Below are 20289 nucleotides of genomic sequence, written 5' to 3' on the forward strand. Positions count from 1 at the left end.
GCTGGTCTGTGAAACTAGCGATCTCATTCATGCCGGACACACTTCATGAGCAGTGATCTACATAAGGCTTTTGCGCAACTCGATGCTGCCATCAATCGAGCCGTGATCGGACAAGAGTCCGTTGTTCGAACGCTAATCATTGCGCTGCTCACCAACGGCAACGTACTTCTTGAAGGTTTGCCAGGAACAGCAAAAACCCGCTCGGTAAGAACCTTGGCACGAGTGCTCGACGCGAGCCTGGGACGTATCCAATTTACCCCCGATCTGTTGCCCTCTGATGTGACCGGGACAGAGATTTACCAGGAATTTGAAGGCCGCCAGGAACTGCGCTTTCAACAAGGCCCGATTTTCAATAACGTCGTTCTCGCTGATGAAATCAACCGGGCTCCGGCCAAAGTACAGGCCGCCCTGTTAGAGGCCATGGAAGAGCGCACAGTCACAGTCGCGGGCAAAAGCTATGCCCTGCCCCCACTGTTTATGGTCCTGGCCACCCAGAACCCCATCGAACAGGAAGGCACCTATCCACTGCCAGAAGCACAGATGGATCGTTTCATCATGAAAATCACCGTGGACTACCCGGATGACAGTGCTGAGGAAGCCATTATTCGTCTGGTGCGCGGCGAAGAAAACACTGACTCACAGATCGAAGAGCCACGACTTTCACAGGAACTCGTCTTTGAAGCCCGCAAGGCGATGTCGGCGATCAGCGTCTCGCCCAATATCGACAAGTACATTGTTGCCTTGGTAATGGCGACGCGTGATCCCGCTCGCTACCCCGAGTCGCGCCTCAAAGACTGGATTCGCGTGGGCTCCAGCCCCCGGGCCAGTATCGCCCTGGACAAGTGCGCCAGGGCTAACGCCTGGTTAAGGGGCCGGGACTATGTAGATCCTGAAGACGTTCGCGCTGTCGCGCATTCAGTGCTGTGTCACAGGATGATACTCAGCTATGACGCCCTCGCCGAGTCCGTCGATAGTCATACGGTTATCGACGAACTACTCCGTCAGGTGGCTGCTGCCTGAGGCAGATAACATGCCCTGGCTCTCGCGCAAAAAACAGAAAACGGCCGATGACAATCGCATTGCCGTAAGCCTTGCGCATCTGCGTGCACTGGAGTTTAAGGCTAGAGGATTTTCATTTCTGCCACGCCAACCCGTGCAAAGTATTCTTACAGGCAGACACGGTTCTCGCCTTCGGGGCCGGGGACTTAACTTTGAAGAACTTAGACACTACCAGCCTGGTGATGATATTCGCAGCATGGACTGGAAGGTCACTAATCGCACTGGCAAACCCCATGTGCGCGTCTACACCGAAGAGCGTGAGCGCCGCGTTCACTTGCTTGTCGATCAGCGTGTGAGCATGTTCTTCGGCAGCCAGAACGCCATGAAGTCTGTCGTCGCGGCTGAAGTCGCCGCCCTAGCGGCCTGGAGGGTGCTGTCCTCTGGCGATCGATTAGGTGGCCTTATTTTTGATGACCATGACTGCTACACCATACCTCCCAGACGCAGCAGGGACAGCGTGGTCGATATGCTCTCGCGACTGGTAAAGACCAATGCCGCGCTCGCGGCAGGTCAACCATCAAAAGCGCAGCAGCTCAACGTTGCCATGGACAATCTGGCTCGTCGGCTCTCACACGACGCACTGGTCATTTACATTGGTGATGGCTTTGGCTGGGATGATCGCAGCGACGAATTACTCAAGCAGATGAGCATGCATAACGATGTCATTGTCATCAACATCTTTGATCCTGCAGAGATTGAACTTCCTCGCTTGGACGAGCTCATCGTCTCCGATGGAGAAATGCAGATAGCCGTGTCCGGTAATCGCGCACGTTTGGACGAGCGTTTTCGCGCGAGCTACAACGAGCATGTGGAGCATATGCATAAAGTTCTGCGCCGCTACGGTTTGCCACGGATTGCGGTCAACGCAGCGGAAGATCCCGTGAACCAGTTACTCAAAGCCCTTGGTTCAGGACCATGACCGAAATCTTTGGTCCCGGATGGGGCAATTACGCCATTCGCGGCATCATAGAAACCTCCATTCCAGAGCAGGTATCCCTGCGACCCGCCACGCCGGGATGGTGGATTCTGCTCGGGCTTCTCGGGTGCAGCGTCATCTATGTCATCTGGAAACGCTGGCAGCAGCATCTTCGTAATCGCTATCGTCGCGACGCCCAGACTGCTCTCGACAAACTTGAAACCGACTATCAAGGGGGCGATCGAGAATGCCTTAGAGAGCTAGCGCCTCTTCTGCGAGCTACGGCGCTTCACGCAACGGGACAGCGTGAGGAACTTGCCAGTGTTAGCGGACAAGCCTGGCAGCAGGCCTTACAGGACATGGCACCTAAACTACCGCCGCTTCCGATACCCCAACTGGAGGCCCTCGCTTACCGTCCGCTAAGCGACGGGAGCCCTGGGCTCGACTCACTGTTTACAGAACTGCGGCACTGGATCGCGCTTCACGAACTTCCCGATGCTTGAATTCACTTTACCCTGGGCATTCGCACTCTTAGCCTTACCTCTACTGGTGCGCTGGCTTACCCCCCCCCACCGGGAGAGTCAGGACTCCCTGCAAGTCCCCTATTTTCAGCGCTTGGTGCTTCTCAGTGGCGAGACCCCTCGCTCGGGTGCCAGTGTTCTCCGCCGTCGGCGCATACAGGGCGTCATCAGCGTCGTGGGTTGGTGTCTTTTAGTCATAGCCGCCGCGCGTCCCGAATGGGTCGGTGAACCTATTAGCGTAGAAAAATCCGCCAGGGATCTAATGCTAGCGCTGGATCTCTCTGGCTCTATGGATGCCCGAGACTTCAGTGACGAGAACGGACAACAAATGAATCGACTCACCGCCGCCAAGCAAGTCCTTCAAGACTTTGCAGCACAGCGCGATGGAGATCGTCTTGGCTTGATTGTCTTTGGAAATGCGGCCTATTTACAGGCTCCGTTCACCGACGACATAGCCACCTGGCTTACGCTACTGGAAGAGAGCGAGGTCGCCATGGCCGGGCAAAGCACTGCTTTAGGCGACGCCATAGGGCTGTCGATATCGCTTTTCCAGGCGTCCGAAACTAAAAACCGCGTGTTAATTGTCCTCACTGATGGGAATGACACAGGCTCTCGGGTACCGCCTATCGATGCCGCCAGTATCGCCGCGGCAAACGAGGTCACTATCTACACCGTTGCCGTGGGCGACCCCTCAACCATCGGTGAAGAAGCCCTGGATCTTGAAACACTCGATGCCATAGCAGCGAGTACAAATGGCGCCAGCTTCAAGGCACTGGATAAAAATGCGCTTCAAGAAGCCTACGCCGAAATCAATCGACTTGAGCCCGCGCAGTATGACTCCCTGTCCTATCGTCCCAGGAGCAGTTTGTTTCATGTTCCCCTCGGGATTTTTGCGGCTTTATACTTGATTGCCCTGCCACTCTTCGCATTACTGGGCTGGCGTCGCCTGAAGTCTGTCCATGTTTGATTGGTCTGTACTATTGCAGTTTCACTTTCTGAGACCGTACTGGCTGTTCCTCGTTGTCCCCTTCGCGATCCTTAGTGTGCTGCAATGGCGTCGCAGTGATCTGGGCCGACAGTGGGAGCCTGTTATCGCGGCCCATTTACTGCCCTCAATGATTGTTCCCGGGAGTCAGCGCCGACTGTTTTCTCCACTGTGGGTTTCGATCATTCTAGGGCCCCTTCTCGCCATAGCCGTGGCGGGCCCAAGTTGGGAGAGAGGTGACTCGCCTTTTGCTCAGGACTCCGCCACCCTAATTATCGCGATTGATCTCTCTGCTTCTATGAACGAGTCGGATCTGCAGCCCAGTCGTTTGCAACGTGCTCGGGACAAAATCCTAAAACTCGCTGAAGCCCGAGGCGATGCCTACACGGCACTAGTTGCCTACTCTGGTACAGCACACACAGTGCTGCCTTTGAGCAATGACTCCAATATGTTGCTGCACTATCTGGATGCCTTGTCTGTCGGCATGCTTCCGCGCCGGGGAAAGGCACCAGAGAGCGTGCTTCCGATTGCAGACACCTTGCTTGCCGCCCGAGGCAACGGCGGTAGCCTGCTGATCGTCAGTGACGGTGCCAGCGACCAATCCGCTGCGGTGTTTGCCGACTGGGCGAAGCAGAATGACACCCAGTTGTTGGTTTGGGGAATGGGCAAGACTCAAGAACAATTGGATCAAGATACGGCGCGCGGCTTGAACGCCCGGGCGCAACCCCTGCAAGAAGCCCAACTTCGTAACATCAGCAAAGCCGCTAACGGTCACTATGAACGGGTCAGCGTCGACGATGATGACCTTCGGAATCTACTTAGACGGATCAACCGTCATTATCGACTCAGCGAGGACAGCGCCCGACCCTGGCTTGATGGCGGCATTTATCTACTGCCTCTCATCATGTTGTTTTTTCTGCTGTGGTTTCGCACCGGATGGGTGCTGAGATGGTGAATTGGATCACCAGCCTACGCGTGACGATTCGTACTCATAGCATGCTGCTGTTATTGATGGGGCTTTGCATAGCATGGGCTGTAGCTAATCCTCAGGGGTTCCTTAACTTGTGGCTGACACCCGACCAGCAGGGTCGTTTGTGGTTTAGCTACGGAGATTATGAACGCGCCGCTCGACGTTTTGAAAATCCGCGGTGGCGCGGCATGAGTTTGTATGCAGCTCAGGACTTTTCCGCCGCCGCGCAGTACTTCTCGCAGTACCAGGATGCGGAATCCTTGCTGGCACGGGCAAATGCCCTTGCTCAGTCCCGAGAGTACCTAGATGCGCGAGATGCTTACAAGGAGCTGGCAGAGCGTTATCCACAGCATCCTGCGCCGCCAGTGAACATCCCTATTATTCAGGCACTCATTGATGCCAATCGCGAACTGTCAGAGAGTCAGGTTTCTGAATCCGGTGAGCTGAGTTCTGACGATGATAACGGGCCTCGATCCTCAGAAGGTGACGAAAGACTGACCACAGTAGAAAGGGAACAACTGACCGCGGAGCAATTACTCGAGGATCCCGCACTCACTGAAATGTGGCTCCGGCAGGTACAAAGAAACCCCTCGGAGTTTTTGAGCACCAAGTTTGATATGCAGTTGCGTCGCAGAGAGGGAGGCATCGAATGAGGATGACCCCGGGTATTGTTTCAAGGTCATTACTTCTCGTTATTCTCCCGGCGACGATGTGTGTTTCGAGCGTAGTTAATGCGGCAACAAATCTGCGGGAGTTAGTAGCCGACAATCAACTTCGAGCAAGCGTGGGTATTGAGACCCAGGGCGAGCTTTATCAACGTGCCCCATTCTTCCTCTCCGTTGAGATTGCTACGGCCCGCTGGTTCAGCCGGGGAACTCAGGTTAGAGACCTGCGCATCCCGGGGGCTGTGGTCCGCCCTGTATCGACTTTTGCCGACAACTCATCACGGAGAATTGAGGGCGAGACCTGGAGCGTGCAGCGCTGGCGTTTTCGAGTATTTCCGCAAGACGCCGGCCTGTTAGCTATTCCGGGGCTCCGCGTTTTTATCTCGGTTAATACCGCGACCGATGGGGCTGTTGAGGGTGACCTGCTGCTGGACGGAACGTCGGCTCAGATCATTCCCCCGCCCGGCGTTGCGCGTGTGAGCACATGGATCGCCACCCCTTCATTGACCATAGAACAGCGCTGGGAAGGGCTAATGGACAGCTTCATCGCCGGCGACGCGATCACTCGGACACGAAGTTTCGTCGCACAAGACGCTCCGGGGATGATGATTGAGGCCTCAGATGTGGACGAAATCGCCGGCTTATCCTTTTATGAGGCGCCATCAACAGTTCTTGATGAAAGCCATCGAGGAACACTCACAGGCACCCGGGAAGAAAGCGTAGTAGTCACCTTTGAAACCCCCGGACGCTATCAGATACCCGGACTCGACTATGTCTGGTTCAACACCGAGACGGGGACACTCGAAACGTTATCGCTACCAGCGCTAAACGTTGAGGTGATTGCGGCAGAGGCCGCAACGCCGGCTAAAAAGAGGCGCTTAGAGCTACCAATGAGCAGTCCTATTCTCCTCGGATCTGGCGTTGCCCTGCTCATAGTGATACTGCTGTGGGCTGTCCGAAGTACCACCCTATCTCGACAACTTCGCAAAACGCTCAACACGCGGTTCCAGCAAAAGCGCTCCTACGCGAATTATCTGCAGGCATTGCGGCAGAAAAATAGTGGCCGCTGCATCCAACTGCTCTACGAACAACTGACGAAATCAGGTTCGCAGCGACAACTCCACGACGCTTTGCTGACCCACAAAACCTATACCACCCAAGCCACTGGTACTGCGCAGATCCCGGAGCACAGTTTGCGGCAACTGTTGGAGCATGCGTACGGTGAGGGCAACACAATCCCTGATCGTCGGAATGCTCGTGAACTGTGGAGAGCTATAACTCAGTCTTCCACAGAAAAAAGCGTCTCCGGGGCGCTCAGCTTGAACCCAATGTCCTCATGAGCGTGCGTTGCTTGTTGCCCCCTACTCACAAATACTTGGGGGAGACTCGGCGAATTTACCAGCAGGGAAATTTCGATGGCATACTCCTTGCGTTTATCTTGGCACTGTTCTTGGAGCTGATCGCGGCACCGCGATGCGTGGTCACGATCATCGATCCAGACTGAATCACATTTTACGGAGTAAACATGCAGGCGCCCGGTAAAGAATCCATGCTCGATTTTGTCCAACAATTACCGAAAGCCGAACTTCATGTACACCTTGAAGGCACTTTGGAACCCGAACATATCTTCAGTCTTGCCAAGCGCAACGGTATCGAGCTTGAGTACAAAACTCCCGCGGAAGTAGTCGCTGCCTACGATTTTCATGATTTACCGTCATTCCTGTCGATCTACTACGCCGCTATGAACGTGCTAAGAACGGAAGAAGATTTCTACGAACTCGCCATGCACTATTTCCAGCGTGCCGCTGCTCAAAATGTCGTGTACGTTGAGCCATTCTTTGATCCACAGGCGCATACTAGCCGGGGCGTCGCATTTGATACGGTCATCAACGGGATTTTCAGAGCGCAACAGGATGCGGCAAGCTCTCTGGGCGTAGAGAGTAACCTCATCATGTGTTTTCTTAGGGACCTGAGCGCAGACTCCGCTTCAGAGCATTTGGATATGGCCATCCCGCATTTGGATAAGCTTATCGGCGTCGGCTTGGATTCGGACGAAAAAGACAATCCTCCGGCAAAGTTCGCGGATGTGTTCGCGAGAGCTCGGAACCTGGGCCTAAAACTGACAATGCACTGCGACGTCAATCAGAAAAACATTCTCGAACACATCGGTGAGTGTCTGGATCTCATCGGCGTGGATCGGATTGATCACGGCGTAAATGCACTGCAAGACGACGCCCTATGCACCGAGATAGCGCGGCGTGGCCTAGGCCTGACCGTGTGTCCCGTTTCAAATCGTTTCGTTGTACAAAGTCTCACCGCTAATGAGATTCGAGACATGCTCGCCCGGGGCATGAAAGCTACCATTAACTCTGACGACCCTGCTTACTTTAGGGCGTATATGAACGAGAATCTCATGGCACTGGTTGAGGATGCGGATTTTTCGAAGGATGAGCTTATGACGCTGACCCGAAATGCTTTTGAAGTGAGCTGGATGAGCGATGCGCGTAAAACGGACTACCTCGCGCGTCTCGAGCAGGTGCAATAGATCATGCGTGCCGCGATTGATCGATTCTTTGGGCTCACAGAGCACAACAGCAGCATACGTCAGGAAGTTCTTGCCGGCGTAACGACCTTCCTCGCCATGGCCTACATCACCGTGGTCAATCCCGGCATTCTGTCGGCAGCCGGTATGGACTTTGGGGCGGTGTTCGTCGCCACTTGTCTGGCGGCAGCCCTGGGAACCGCCATCATGGGTCTATATGCGAATTACCCCGTGGCTCAGGCACCCGGCATGGGGCAAAACGCTTTCTTTACCTACGGTGTGGTATTAGGTCTCGGACACACCTGGCAAAGCGCTCTAGGCGCCGTATTTGTATCCGGACTGATCTTTATCTTGTTGTCAGTGCTGCCCATACGGGAATGGTTGATCAATGCAATTCCTCGATCACTCAAGCTGGGGATTTCTGCAGGCATTGGCTTGTTTCTCGGCATCATCGCATTAACCGGAAGCGGCATCATCGTCAGCAATGAGGCAACAATCGTGGGCCTGGGCGACCTGACGAAAATGCCGGCTATCTTCATGATACTGGGATTTGTTTTAATCGCCGCTCTTTCCGCACGCCGCACGGTCGGCGCTGTGGTCATAGGTATGCTGGTTGTCACTGTGCTGGGCTGGCTCACCGGCGCGGCCGAATTCAAAGGCTTCGTGTCTATGCCGCCTCCCATGACTACTTTTCTGGAACTGGATATCGTAGGCGCGCTTGATCTATCCATGGTGACGGTGATCCTCACCCTACTGCTGGTTGACGTGTTCGATACGGCGGGCACCTTGGTCGGCGTAGCAAATCGGGCAGGTATGCTCGATGAGCGCGGGCACCTCCCGCGCCTGCGTCGCGCGCTTCTTTCGGACTCCAGTGCCACGGCCGTAGGTGCGCTACTGGGTACATCCTCCACCACAAGCTTCATCGAGAGCGCAGCGGGCGTTGAAGCCGGGGGGCGCACAGGACTGACTGCACTAACGACAGCGGGCTTGTTTCTGCTATGCCTGTTTATGGCCCCTCTGGCTCAAAGCGTGCCAGGCTTTGCTACCGGCGCAGCACTGCTTTTCGTGGCGACCATCATGGCAAGGGCGCTTGAGGATCTGGAATGGGGTGACGTAGCGGAGAGTGCCCCCGCGATTATTACCGCGATTGCGGTCCCTCTGAGCTACTCCATCGCCGACGGCATTGGTCTTGGTTTCATCACCTACGCATTGATTAAAATTGCCTCAGGTCACGCAAGCCGGTGCCCCATGGCGGTCTACGTGGTTGCTGGGATCTTTATGCTAAAGTTCGGCTTCCTTTCCTGAGCATGGCCACACACACAGATGGATAAAGTCTATATCTCAGCCAATGACTTGCTGCTTGATTCCTTTCGTCTAGGCGAGCAAATCTTTGCCCGCGGCTTTCGACCTGACTTTATTATCGGCGTGTGGCGTGGTGGAGCGCCGGTGGGCATCGCCATTCAAGAATATCTTGCGTATGTGGGCGTAGAGTCCGACCACATCGCTATCCGCACATCGTCCTACACCGGGATTAACCAGCAGGAAAAGACCGTTCGGGTGCATGGACTGGATTACATCATCGACAATGTAAATGCCAATGATGATGTATTACTGGTAGACGACGTGTTTGATTCAGGTCGCAGTGTGAAGGCTATCTTCGACAAAATGAACGCGAAGTGTCGACGCAATATGCCGCAAAACATGAAGGTGGCGACGCCTTGGTACAAACCCTCCAAGAACGTCACCGACATCACACCAGACTTTTATATTCACGAAACCGATGCCTGGCTGGTCTTTCCCCATGAACTCGTGGGACTCACCCAGCAGGAAATTATCGATAACAAGGGCCCCCTAGCGAAGACCCTTGAAACTCGCATGCGCAGCGCCAGTTAACGAGGCTGCATTCTGATTGCACCGTCCATACGGATTGTTTCACCGTTGGTGTAATCGTTCTCTACAATGTACTGGGACAGATGCGCTATCTCATCGGGCTTGCCCAGTCGTTTCGGAAACACTGGCTGAGCCGCCAGGCTATCGTAAGCTTCCTTGGGCAAGGTCTCGAATAGCGGCGTATGTATAAGCCCTGGCGCTATGGTATTTACGCGAATACCCAAAGAAGCAAGATCCCGGGCAATGGGCAAAGTCATCCCGACGATTCCACCTTTTGACGCACTGTAGGCGGCTTGGCCAATCTGGCCCTCATAGGCAGCAACAGATGCCGTGTTGATAATGACCCCGCGAGCGCCATCATCGTTGACAGGGTCCTGCTTGGCCATCTGAGCAGCGGCAAGCCGCAAGACATTGAACGTGCCAATGAGGTTTACGTCGATGACTTTTTTGAAGCGCGCCAACTCCACAGGCTCGCCACGACTGACCGTTTTAGCGGCATCACCGATACCTGCATAGTTGTTACAGATATGTACGCCACCGAAGGCTTCAACCGTCGCCGTCACAGCCGCAGCCACCTGATCTTCATCGGCAACATTGACCTGGAGATACAGCACTCCATCACCGAGCTCCTCTACCAACGCGGTACCGCGAGCTTCATTCATATCGAAAATCGCCACCTTGGCGCCGAGTGAGTGATAGCGACGAACCGTCGCCTCACCAAGTCCCGAGGCACCGCCGGTAACGATCGCAACTTTTCCATTGATATCCATGTTTGTGCTACTCCTAGATTAGCTACTGTTCTTTTATAATCGAAGGCCTTGCTTAGGCCGCTTCCTGCTCCGCACTGGCCGCGCGCTCGATGGCAATCTGCGGCGGCGCGAATCGTGCGCCGTAGGTCGCTTCCAGCTCGCGGCATCGCCTTACAAAACGCTCATAGCCGTAAGTTTCCACGAACTGGATCAAACCACCGGTCCATACGGGTGCGCCGATACCCATGATAGAGCCTATGTTTCCGTCCTCGTCCGAGCGCAATACTCCAGTCTCGCGACATTTGAGAGCCTCGATCACCTGCCGAAACAACAAACGGTCTTTGAGGTCAGACTCTGGAAGGCAAATATCAGACTTGTAGTAGAGATCAAAGAGCGGTGGCCAAATCGCTTTACTGCCGTCCTCACTGTACTCGTAGAAACCGCCGCCATGATGACGTCCTCCCCGACCATTCTCGACCACCATGGTGTCGATAACCTGCCTGAGCACCGTACCGTCACCCCACTTGTCCACAACACCCATTTCCTTCCAGGTTTCCTGGGCCTTGCGAGATAGCTCCATGCTCACTTCGTCAAACACAGCAAGAGGACCTACAGGCATGCCGACGCCCTTACCCATGTTATCGATGAGAACCGGGTGTACACCTTCGTGAAGCAGGTGCACGCCTTCATCCAGGTAAGTGCCAAAGGTGCGCGAAGTGAAAAACCCTAGCGAATCGTTTACCACGATAGGCGTTTTCTTGATTTGCTGGGTAAAGTCGAAGGCCTTAGCCAAGGCCACATCAGAAGTCTTCTCTCCGACAATAATTTCAACCAAAGGCATTTTGTCTACGGGAGAAAAGAAGTGGATGCCCACAAAATTGGCAGGATTCTTAGATCCCTCTGCGAGCTGTGTGATTGGCAAAGTAGAGGTGTTTGAACCCCAAATACCGCCGTCACACAGCTGTCCTTCGAGTTGCGCCGTAATCTGATGTTTAAGCTGTATGTTCTCAAACACCGCTTCGATAATTAGATCGCAGCCTGCCAGATCATCATCGGTCGCAGTGGGCGTGATACGCGCAAGAATTTCCTCGCGCTCCTCAGTGCTTAGGCGTCCGCGCGCAACGCGCTTATCCAACAGCTTCTCGGAATACGCTTTACCCTTTTGTGCAGCCTCGACACTGATATCTTTCAGAACTACGTCGATGCCTGCCATCGCAGACACATAGGCGATCCCCTGCCCCATCATTCCTGCCCCCAGCACACCCAGCTTCTCGGTCTTCTGAGGAGGCACATCTTTTGGTCTGCTGGCACCACCGTTAACCTTATTCAGGCCAAAGAAGAATGTGCTAATCATGTTCTTGGCTTGCGGCGTGATAGTCAGCGCCGCCAAAGCGCGGGACTCGACCATCAATGCGGTATCCAGATCAAGGCGCAACGCTTGCGCGGCAACATCCAAAATTTTCGCCGGCGCAGGCAACAAGCCGCGGGTCTTTTGCGTGAGCATGGCCGTCGCACCGGTAATGGCTTGCACGATCTTTGGTGAGCTAATGTCTCCATCAGGAATCTTGTAGCCCTTTTGATCATAGGGTTGAATCGCCGCATCAGCATTGCCTTTGTTGGCGTTGATCCACTCTTTGGCTTTAGCGACGAGATTCTCTCGATCCGCCACCAATTCATGAATCATACCCGCATCGAGGGCCTGTACCGGTGGAACACGCTTGCCTTCAAGCAAAAAGGGCGCGGCTTTCTCAAAGCCCAGGAGCTTGGTCAAACGAACAACACCGCCACCCCCGGGAAGCAATCCCAGAGTGACTTCCGGCAGACCTAGCTGTACCGACTTGTGGTTCCAGGCGATGCGGTGCTTACACACCAGACACAGCTCATAGCCACCACCGAGTGCAGCGCCATTGATCGCTGCGACCGTGGGCACTGGCAGTTTTTCAAAACGGCGCATGGTCCCTTTCATAGCCACGATGCCCTCCATGAACTCGCCCAGGCGCTCGGGAGTGACTGCGACCAGATCGTTCAGGTCACCACCGGCAAAGAACACTTTTTTTGCCGAAGCGATAACCACACCGCTCAAATTTTCCTCTGCCTCAAGCTTGTCGACGATGACGCCAAAATCCTCTCGGAACTCTGCGTTCATGGCGTTGACGGGCCCGGACATATCCATGGTCACGGTAACGATGCCGTCAGCGTCTTTCTCGTAGTGCATAGTCATAAAATTCAATCCTTAGAGCTGATGGACGCTTAAACGCGCTCGATGATCGTAGAGATACCCATGCCACCACCGACGCAGAGGCTTAACATGCCGCGTCGTAAATCCCGGCGCTCCAGCTCGTCGAGCATAATGCTCACAAGCATCGCTCCGGTCGCTCCTAAGGGGTGTCCCATGGCAATTGCGCCACCGTTAACATTCGTTACCTCGTGATCAATACCCAGGTCCTGCATGTATCGCAGGGCCACAGACGCAAAAGCCTCATTGATTTCCCACAGGTCGATGTCTTCTTTCTTCATACCCGCCTTTTCAAGGCACTTTTTGGCCGCAGGACCGGGCCCTGTCAGCATAATCACGGGGTCCGTTGCGAGCACCGCAGTAGCGACAATGCGTGCCCTTGGAGTCAGGCCCAGATCTTTACCGGCCTTCTCACTGCCAATCAGTACCGCACTGGAGCCATCGACGATGCCCGATGAGTTGCCCGGCGTATGTACGTGATCAATATGGCCCAGCATCGGATACTTGCGCAGGATCACATCATCGAAGCCGAACTGCCCGATCATCTCAAAGGAAGCATTGAGCCCCCCGAGTGTCTCGATGGTAGTGCCGGGCTTAATAAAATCGTCTCTTTCGAGAATCAGCAGTCCGGACTCGTCCCGTACCGGAACTACAGACTTATCAAAGTAGCCATTGTCTCTGGCATGAGCGGCGCGACGCTGAGATTCCACCGCAAAGCGATCAACATCTTCTCGACTCCAGCCCGCCAGTGTTGCGATAGTGTCGGCACCAATACCCTGGGGTACGAAGCCTGTTTTAGCCGCAAAGGCAGGATCAGAACTCATAGGTCCACCGTTAGAACCCATGGGTACTCGAGACATAGATTCGATGCCACCGGCAACCACCAGATCTTCCCAGCCTGATGCGACTTTCTGAGCCGCTATATTGACGGCTTCAAGGCCTGAGGCACAAAAACGGTCTAACTGCACACCGGCGACCGATTCGTCCCAATCAGCATTCTGTACCAACATTTTTGCGATATCCGAACCCTGCTCACCGATGGGTGTCACACAACCCATCACGACATCGTCGACGTAGCTGGTGTCCAGATCGTGGCGTTCCTGCAATGCTCGTAAGAGGCCTGCGCCCAGATCAAGAGGCTTAACCTCATGAAGACTCCCGCCAGGCTTTCCCTTACTGCGGGGGGTACGGAGGGCATCGTAAATAAAAGCAGAATGAGGCATGGCAAAACTCTTGGATAGAAAACTGGGGACCCGGATACTGACGGTGCGATGCCGGTCACTCAATGACCCGGGGATTTAGCAAAATAGACCGTAAATGACAGCGCTCAGAGGCAAGCGCGACGCGCCCAACAAACCCCGCTATCACACTAGCGGACGCGGCCTAAGTGCGGCCCTTTGGACGAGCTAAAGAAGCGAAAGAGTCATTCGGTATCCACGCAATGTTTAGCGTGGAAGGCGATATGCTCATCCATAAAGCTGGCGATGAAAAAGTAACTGTGATCGTAGCCATCCTGCATACGTATCGTCGTAGGATAGCCACTTTCAGTACAGGCAGACTGTAACAGCGGCGTCTTTAGCTGCTCCTCTAGAAAACTATCGCCGGTACCTTGATCGACAAGCATAGGTAAGTGCTGAGTTGCCGCTCGAACCAGGCTACAACTATCGTGCTCTGCCCAGCGACTGCGGTCTTCACCTAAATAAGCCGAGAGCGCTTTATGCCCCCAGGGACACTCGAGAGGTGCGCAGATTGGCGCAAACGCCGACACGCTGCGGTATCGCTGCGGATTCTTCAAGGCAATCGTCAAGGCGCCATGCCCGCCCATAGAGTGCCCAAAGATACTGTGACGCGAAAGATCCACGGGATGCTCAGCGTCAACAAGCGTCGGGAGCTCCTCAAGTACATAATCGTACATGCGGTAATGCTCCGCCCAAGGCGCCTGTGTTGCATTGACATAGAAACCGGCGCCTAAACCCATATCCCAGCTCGCCTCTGCATCGTCCGCAACACCGTCTCCCCGGGGACTGGTATCCGGAGCAAGAATCGCCACACCGTGCTCAGCAGCAGCACGCTGTGCGCAGGCTTTTTGCACAAAATTCTCATCCGTGCAGGTCAAACCTGACAGCCAAGTCAACAGCGGCACAGAACCGTTCTTAGCCTGTGGTGGCAGGTACAGCGAAAAATGCATCTCGCAATTCAGAACCGCCGAACGGTGTTGGAAGCGCAACTGCTGCCCAGCAAAACTTCGTATCGACGCAACTAATTGCATATGGACCTCAGTACAACACGACGGAGCGTATGCTCTCGCCGGAGTGCATTAGATCAAAAGCTGTGTTGATCTCATCTAAAGGCATCGTGTGGGTAATCAAGTCATCAATATTGATACGTCCGTCCATATACCAGTCAACAATACGAGGCACATCGGTTCGGCCTCGAGCGCCACCAAATGCGGTTCCGCGCCAACTCCGTCCAGTCACTAATTGGAAGGGCCGCGTAGAGATTTCTTTTCCCGCTCCTGCGACACCGACAATGCAACTCTGCCCCCAACCCTTATGACAAGACTCCAGTGCCTGACGCATCACGTTGACGTTGCCGATGCATTCAAAACTGTAATCCACTCCGCCTCCGGTGATTTCGACGAGGTGGCCAACAATATCGTCAACTTCACTGGGGTTTACGAAGTCGGTCATGCCGAACTTACGACCTAAAGCTTCGCGATCAGGATTAAGATCAACCCCAATGATTCGCGACGCACCAACCATCCGTGCGCCCTGCACAACATTGAGTCCGATCCCACCCAAACCAAACACCGCTACGGTCGCCCCCGCTTCTACGTTCATGGTGAACGCGACCGCGCCAATGCCGGTGGTCACGCCACAGCCGATGTAACAAATTTTCTCAAAGGGAGCGTCTTTACGAACTTTTGCCAGAGCAATTTCAGGAAGCACCGTGTAGTTCGAAAACGTCGAGCAGCCCATGTAGTGCAGCAAAGGTTTGCCCTGCAAAGAAAAGCGACTGCTACCGTCGGGCATGACACCCTGGCCTTGGGTTTCGCGTATGGCCTGACAAAGATTTGTCTTTGGGTTCAAGCAGAAGTCGCATTCGCGACACTCAGGTGTATACAGCGGGATAACATGGTCACCGGGCACCAGGCCTTTGACACCCGGGCCCGTTTCTACAACCACTCCGGCGCCTTCGTGCCCAAGGATTGCGGGGAAGGCCCCCTCAGGATCATCCCCCGACAAGGTGAACGCATCGGTGTGACACACACCAGTCGCCTTGATCTCGACCAGCACTTCTCCTGCTCGAGGACCTTCGAGATCGACCTCCATTACTTCAAGAGGCCTTCCTGCGCCCAGGGCGACTGCCGCGCGTGTCTTCATGTTGCCACTCCAGAAATTAATCAATAATCAAAGAGTAAAACACATATAGAACGGAGGGAAAACTTAGCCTACAGAACCGGTTTTTTTAGGCGCTTCGAAGCTACTTTTAAGCGCACCTTGTGAGGTGTCAGCAGCACCACGACGACGCCGAGGCCGTTGTTGTGGCCGAGTCACCGGCACTGATTCAAGGCCCCTGCCCGCGATCGCGCCCTTGTTTTCTGGCGACGGCGGCGTATCGATGGGTTCAAATCCCGCAACCTGTACTCGGGGAATTGCCTTACGAATCAGACGTTCAATGCACTGAAGAAGTGGTACGTCCTCGGGAGATAGCAAAGAGTGAGAGCGTCCGCTCGCCCCCGCCCGCCCCGTCCGCCCGATTCTGTGAACATAATCTTCTGGAACTGACGGTAAATCGAAGTTCACTACTTCTGGCAGTTGATCAATATCCAAACCTCGAGCAGCAATATCAGTGGCGACCAAAAGCTGCAACTTCCCACTCTTAAACTCATCTAGCGCACGCTGCCTGGCGTTCTGGCTTTTATTGCCATGGATAGGCGCGGCTTTAAACCCAGATTGCACAAGCTTCTTAGAGAGGCTGTTAGCACCATGCTTGGTGCGACAAAAAACCAGCACCTGAGACCAGTGATGGTCATTGAGCAGATGGATGAGCAGATCAGTCTTACGATCACTATCAACGGGGTATGCCATCTGTTCAACCAATTCCGTTGTACTGTTTGCCTGTGCCACCTCGACGCTTACCGGATCCACTAAATACTGGGCGGCCAGCGATCGTATCTCTTTGGAGAACGTCGCGGAGAACATGAGTGTTTGTCTGTTTTTTGGGAGCTGATCAACGATTCGCCGGATGTCGTGTATAAACCCCATATCCAACATGCGGTCTGCTTCGTCGAGCACCAGTACTTCCAGAGCACTAAAATCCACAGCACCCTGTTGCGCAAGGTCCAACAGTCGGCCCGGGGTAGCGACCAAAGTGTCCAGCCCCTGCTCGAGGGCTGCGATCTGTGGCTCAGCTCTTATCCCGCCAAACACTACCGCACTGCGCAAATCCAAATATTGGCCGTAGGCCTCCACGGATTCATGCACCTGGGACGCTAGTTCTCGTGTTGGTGTCAGAATCAAGCTGCGAACCTGCTTCCGCCGAGCTAAACCTACGAAGGCTAAACGCTGAAGAATGGGGAGAACAAAGGCTGCGGTCTTCCCTGTGCCCGTCTGCGCAGCCGCAAGTACATCTCGACCGTCAAGCACCAGAGGTATCGATTTAATTTGTATGGGCGTGGGGTTTAAATAGCCGCGGTCGTTAACCGCTCTCGCTAGGTCCGGCGAAAGGCCCAAAGTGTCAAAGTTCATTGTCAGCTATCCATCAGCACACTGAGTGGTCATTACGTAGAGCCCAAAAGACCTACGATTTTTTGCTGACGATGTTGACGCACGGTCAGCCGGTGCGATCTAACAATGGTAGCCCAAAACCCACAAAAAATCAGTGGGTCAGGCAAAGTACCCATTAGTCGATGACACTCAAATCAAATAGTCGCCGCTGCGAAGCAACCAGTCCCCGCCGGACATCACAGAATCTACGCCAGTAGCAGGGTCCAAAAGCAGTAAATCAGCTCGACATCCTTCGCGTATTTCACCCCCAGTGTTGAGTCGTAATGCCGCAGCAGGGTTGCGCGTCATTGCCGCAAGCGCCAGCGGGAAAAGGTCCGAGTTATCAGCCAACAAACCAATAAGAAGGTCAGGGAGCGAACCCGGTGAAGCCGCGGTCAGACCCACAAGCTCCCCATTGACGTAGACCGGCAGGGACCCGCCTGCGTCTGAGGACATGGTGATTTTTTCTGCAGGAGCGCCAGCTTCCAGCAAACGGCGCAGCGCTTGCTCAGCGGTGATATCGCCAGCAGCAATGAGTTCCTTGGTGGTCGACACAGTAATATCAACAAAGCCGCCACGCAGGGCCCAGTCGGCGGCCTCATCAAGTAAGGCTGTAGACCGGTTCACGTGCGTGGGATACAAGACCGAGGGCGAGAGATCGCTACCCTCGATAGTCTCTCGCAACAATGCGAGGCGAGAATCGCCGGCACCTACGTGCACCAGTACCGTGCCCCCTTCCCCGGCAAGAATGCCACCCAGCTGCGTTTCGGCGGCGAGACGACGCAATTCCTGCGCGGTAGGCTGTGTACCGCGGTGATCGGCAATCGCCACCTCGCCTACACCTACAACAGGTCCCACTAAATAAATATCTCGCGCTATATCTCCCGTAAGACTTGGTGCGGGCACGCGGTAGGCACCGCTCAACATAAAGGCGTTTAGACCCTGCGCTCGCATGCCCATCACGTTACCGAACAACACATCCAGAGAGCGTCCGATGGAATCCGTGCCCAAAGCTCCCACAGGTGCAGTGACGCCAGCTCGAACAAAGGTCTCGACATCGATCTCTTTCGTGCGATTGGCAAAACCACCTTCGCCTCCACCGCCGCAGGGGTGGGTGAGTGCGTCCACAAGGCCCGGCACAAGTATCTTGCCCGTGGCATCGATCCGCTCGGCGTCAACGTTTAACGTCCCTGGCTCAACGATGGCAATCACTTCCCCACCAGCAACCAGAACATCTACCTGTCCCCGCGGCGATGGATCGAAGCATTCAGCTCCGCTTATTAGATACATCAGACAACTCCTTTGGAAACCCGGGACTCAAGCAGCTCCCGCGTTTTGTCGCGTTTTTCGTGGGACAGCAACACCACTAAATCACCCGGCTTTGCCCAGCGCAAAGCCGCGCGTGTTGAATCCAGCTCTGTCTTGCTAACGCTAATACTTTTGGCGGCGTGGCCCTGAGCAATAAATGCATCACGCATCAATGCCGCGACCTCGCCTTTGGCCCGACCCCGGGCAAGACCATCCATACGCTTGATCCATATGCGATCAAAATGTAGTGCAGACGACGCATCGGCAAAGGCGCGAATATCCCCGTCACCACGATCACCGGCCTGCCCAGTAATCAAGGCTCTGCGCTTGGCCGGCAAGCCCTCAATCAGTGGCATGAGCGCTTCAAGCCCTGCAGGGTTATGCGCAAAATCTACGAGGAAGGTTGCCCCCTCCACGGTATACAGATTGGCCCGACCAGGATTATCCTCATTACCAAGCGCGCATAAGCCCTTGGCGATTACTGATAGCTCAATGCCTAGCGCATCAGCTGCTGCTGCCGCAGCCAGAGCATTCGCAATATTGTGTCTAGCCACACCCCCGTAGCTCAGGGGCATCTTTTTCACCGATAGAAAACCGGTAGTCGCAGCCCCATCAATGCGTTCCAGGCGTCCACGCCGCAAGGTAAAGCCCCGGCCGCCAGCCGCCACATGCGCCTTGAACGCCGGCGCTGTTGGAGACAAGGAAAAGAGAGACAGCGGCGCTGGAGAACCCGGTGCTCTGCGCATGAGTAAGGGATCCTCTGCGTTGAGAACCAGGCGGGACTTTTTGTCGAGTGCCGCGGTGACAGACCATTTCACGTCCGCGAGATCTTCAACAGTCTCGACACCAAAATCACCCAGATGATCCGCCGCAATATTCGTAATCACTGCAACATCTGCTCTTTCTACCGCGAGGCCTCGTCGCAACAATCCTCCCCGGGCTGTTTCCAACAAGGCCAATTCACAACGCTGATCGCGCAGCACAATGCGGGCGCCTCCGGGTCCGGCATAGTCATCGCGATCCAATAACTCCTCACCCATGGCCAGCCAATCTGTTGAACTGACACCTGCGACTCGCCCAGCGGCCTTGGCAATCGAAGCGAGCAGACGAACGGTGGTGGTTTTACCGTTCGTCCCGGTTATGAGCGCCGTAGGCACCGCTTTAAGGCGTCGCCACGGCACATCCTCCGGATGGGGTAAGTCAGAAAGATCCCAGCTTTGACTGTGACGCCCGGTACCCAGGGTCAGTAATTCTTCGTCCACAACGACAGGCGTGGAGTGTTCCGTCGCAGCGGCCAATAGCCGCTGTAGTCTCGGCCTTTCTTCATCGCGATATTCCGCGCGCAAGGAGCGAGCTGCGCGCACCAGAAGATGTCGCTGCCCCCCCTCGATCAAGTCTCGCGCCGCTTCATAAGCGGTTTCGTTAAGCTCTGTTGCTGTATAGAGGCCATCAAGCGGCCCGGACAATGCAAGACTGACACCACCGGAAAAAGGCCTCGCTATTAACTCCTGATCTTCCCAGTCCAGCTCCGCCAGCAAACGTAGCGCGTGGCGCCTCCAAGCGGCCACTAGCAACGCTCGATCACTGTCTGCGACCGAGATATCCAGCACCGCGCCGGGGCCTGGCAGTAAAAAGTTTGCGCCTGTAAGACGCCGAGAGTCGAGCAAGCGCATGAGGAT

Annotated in this window: 18 protein-coding genes; 10 read left to right on the forward strand and 8 right to left on the reverse strand. The window is 54.9% G+C overall.

From position 1 onward, the window contains the following. Nucleotides 1-45 precede the first annotated feature (45 nt). From ACI9KD_RS03985 to ACI9KD_RS04030, 10 genes are all read left to right on the forward strand, one after another. Nucleotides 46-1020 (forward strand): AAA family ATPase, encoded by a 975-nt coding sequence (locus ACI9KD_RS03985; protein WP_414979862.1) that lies wholly within the window; start codon nucleotides 46-48, stop codon nucleotides 1018-1020. A gap of 10 nt (nucleotides 1021-1030) precedes the next feature. Continuing rightward, nucleotides 1031-1978 carry a DUF58 domain-containing protein gene (locus tag ACI9KD_RS03990; RefSeq protein ID WP_414979863.1) on the forward strand — a complete coding sequence of 316 codons (948 nt, stop codon included), beginning with the start codon at nucleotides 1031-1033 and terminating at the stop codon, nucleotides 1976-1978. Then, complete coding sequence (locus ACI9KD_RS03995) at nucleotides 1975-2478, forward strand: DUF4381 domain-containing protein (RefSeq protein ID WP_414979864.1); 504 nt, start codon at nucleotides 1975-1977, stop codon at nucleotides 2476-2478. Before ACI9KD_RS03990 ends, ACI9KD_RS03995 begins: the two co-directional genes overlap by 4 nt. Then, the gene (locus ACI9KD_RS04000; protein ID WP_414979865.1) at nucleotides 2471-3463 is read left to right on the forward strand and encodes a vWA domain-containing protein; all 993 of its coding nucleotides are present in this window, start codon (nucleotides 2471-2473) and stop codon (nucleotides 3461-3463) included. The genes ACI9KD_RS03995 and ACI9KD_RS04000 overlap by 8 nt, the downstream gene beginning before the upstream one ends. Next, nucleotides 3456-4436, forward strand: coding sequence for a vWA domain-containing protein (locus tag ACI9KD_RS04005; RefSeq protein ID WP_414979866.1), 981 nt, complete (start codon nucleotides 3456-3458; stop codon nucleotides 4434-4436). The genes ACI9KD_RS04000 and ACI9KD_RS04005 overlap by 8 nt, the downstream gene beginning before the upstream one ends. Then, a complete protein-coding gene (locus tag ACI9KD_RS04010) occupies nucleotides 4430-5104 on the forward strand; it encodes a tetratricopeptide repeat protein (RefSeq protein WP_414979867.1) in 675 nt (224 codons plus the stop codon). Before ACI9KD_RS04005 ends, ACI9KD_RS04010 begins: the two co-directional genes overlap by 7 nt. Further along, the gene (locus tag ACI9KD_RS04015) at nucleotides 5101-6456 is read left to right on the forward strand and encodes a hypothetical protein (RefSeq protein WP_414979868.1); all 1356 of its coding nucleotides are present in this window, start codon (nucleotides 5101-5103) and stop codon (nucleotides 6454-6456) included. Before ACI9KD_RS04010 ends, ACI9KD_RS04015 begins: the two co-directional genes overlap by 4 nt. Before the next feature lie 185 nt (nucleotides 6457-6641). Next, nucleotides 6642-7661 carry an adenosine deaminase gene (locus ACI9KD_RS04020; protein ID WP_414979869.1) on the forward strand — a complete coding sequence of 340 codons (1020 nt, stop codon included), beginning with the start codon at nucleotides 6642-6644 and terminating at the stop codon, nucleotides 7659-7661. Between the two features lie 3 nt (nucleotides 7662-7664). Continuing rightward, complete coding sequence (locus ACI9KD_RS04025; RefSeq protein WP_414979870.1) at nucleotides 7665-8963, forward strand: NCS2 family permease; 1299 nt, start codon at nucleotides 7665-7667, stop codon at nucleotides 8961-8963. A gap of 18 nt (nucleotides 8964-8981) precedes the next feature. After that, on the forward strand, nucleotides 8982-9551 hold the full coding sequence (locus tag ACI9KD_RS04030) for a phosphoribosyltransferase (protein WP_414979871.1): 570 nt from the start codon (nucleotides 8982-8984) through the stop codon (nucleotides 9549-9551). Here the strand turns inward: ACI9KD_RS04030 and ACI9KD_RS04035 are convergent. The 8 genes from ACI9KD_RS04035 to ACI9KD_RS04070 form a co-directional block, all read right to left on the reverse strand. Continuing rightward, nucleotides 9548-10318 carry an SDR family NAD(P)-dependent oxidoreductase gene (locus tag ACI9KD_RS04035; RefSeq protein WP_414979872.1) on the reverse strand — a complete coding sequence of 257 codons (771 nt, stop codon included), beginning with the start codon at nucleotides 10316-10318 and terminating at the stop codon, nucleotides 9548-9550. The two genes, ACI9KD_RS04030 and ACI9KD_RS04035, sit on opposite strands and share 4 nt — an antisense overlap. A 52-nt stretch (nucleotides 10319-10370) precedes the next feature. Beyond that, on the reverse strand, nucleotides 10371-12518 hold the full coding sequence (locus ACI9KD_RS04040) for a 3-hydroxyacyl-CoA dehydrogenase NAD-binding domain-containing protein (RefSeq protein ID WP_414979873.1): 2148 nt from the start codon (nucleotides 12516-12518) through the stop codon (nucleotides 10371-10373). Between the two features lie 29 nt (nucleotides 12519-12547). Then, nucleotides 12548-13756, reverse strand: a complete 1209-nt coding sequence (locus tag ACI9KD_RS04045) for an acetyl-CoA C-acetyltransferase (RefSeq protein WP_414979874.1) — start codon at nucleotides 13754-13756, stop codon at nucleotides 12548-12550. A gap of 200 nt (nucleotides 13757-13956) precedes the next feature. Beyond that, the gene (fghA, locus tag ACI9KD_RS04050) at nucleotides 13957-14802 is read right to left on the reverse strand and encodes an S-formylglutathione hydrolase (protein ID WP_414979875.1); all 846 of its coding nucleotides are present in this window, start codon (nucleotides 14800-14802) and stop codon (nucleotides 13957-13959) included. A 7-nt stretch (nucleotides 14803-14809) separates the two neighbouring features. Further along, complete coding sequence (locus ACI9KD_RS04055; RefSeq protein WP_414979876.1) at nucleotides 14810-15916, reverse strand: S-(hydroxymethyl)glutathione dehydrogenase/class III alcohol dehydrogenase; 1107 nt, start codon at nucleotides 15914-15916, stop codon at nucleotides 14810-14812. Nucleotides 15917-15979: 63 nt separating this feature from the next. Then, complete coding sequence (locus ACI9KD_RS04060; RefSeq protein WP_414979877.1) at nucleotides 15980-17284, reverse strand: DEAD/DEAH box helicase; 1305 nt, start codon at nucleotides 17282-17284, stop codon at nucleotides 15980-15982. Nucleotides 17285-17452: 168 nt separating this feature from the next. Beyond that, a complete protein-coding gene (locus ACI9KD_RS04065) occupies nucleotides 17453-18592 on the reverse strand; it encodes an amidohydrolase family protein (RefSeq protein ID WP_414979878.1) in 1140 nt (379 codons plus the stop codon). Next, nucleotides 18592-20283, reverse strand: coding sequence for a Mur ligase family protein (locus ACI9KD_RS04070; protein ID WP_414979879.1), 1692 nt, complete (start codon nucleotides 20281-20283; stop codon nucleotides 18592-18594). Before ACI9KD_RS04070 ends, ACI9KD_RS04065 begins: the two co-directional genes overlap by 1 nt. Between the last annotated feature and the right edge of the window lie 6 nt (nucleotides 20284-20289).

Origin of the sequence: Congregibacter sp. (assembly GCF_047617445.1) — a bacterium.
Taxonomy (GTDB): Bacteria; Pseudomonadota; Gammaproteobacteria; order Pseudomonadales; family Halieaceae; genus Congregibacter.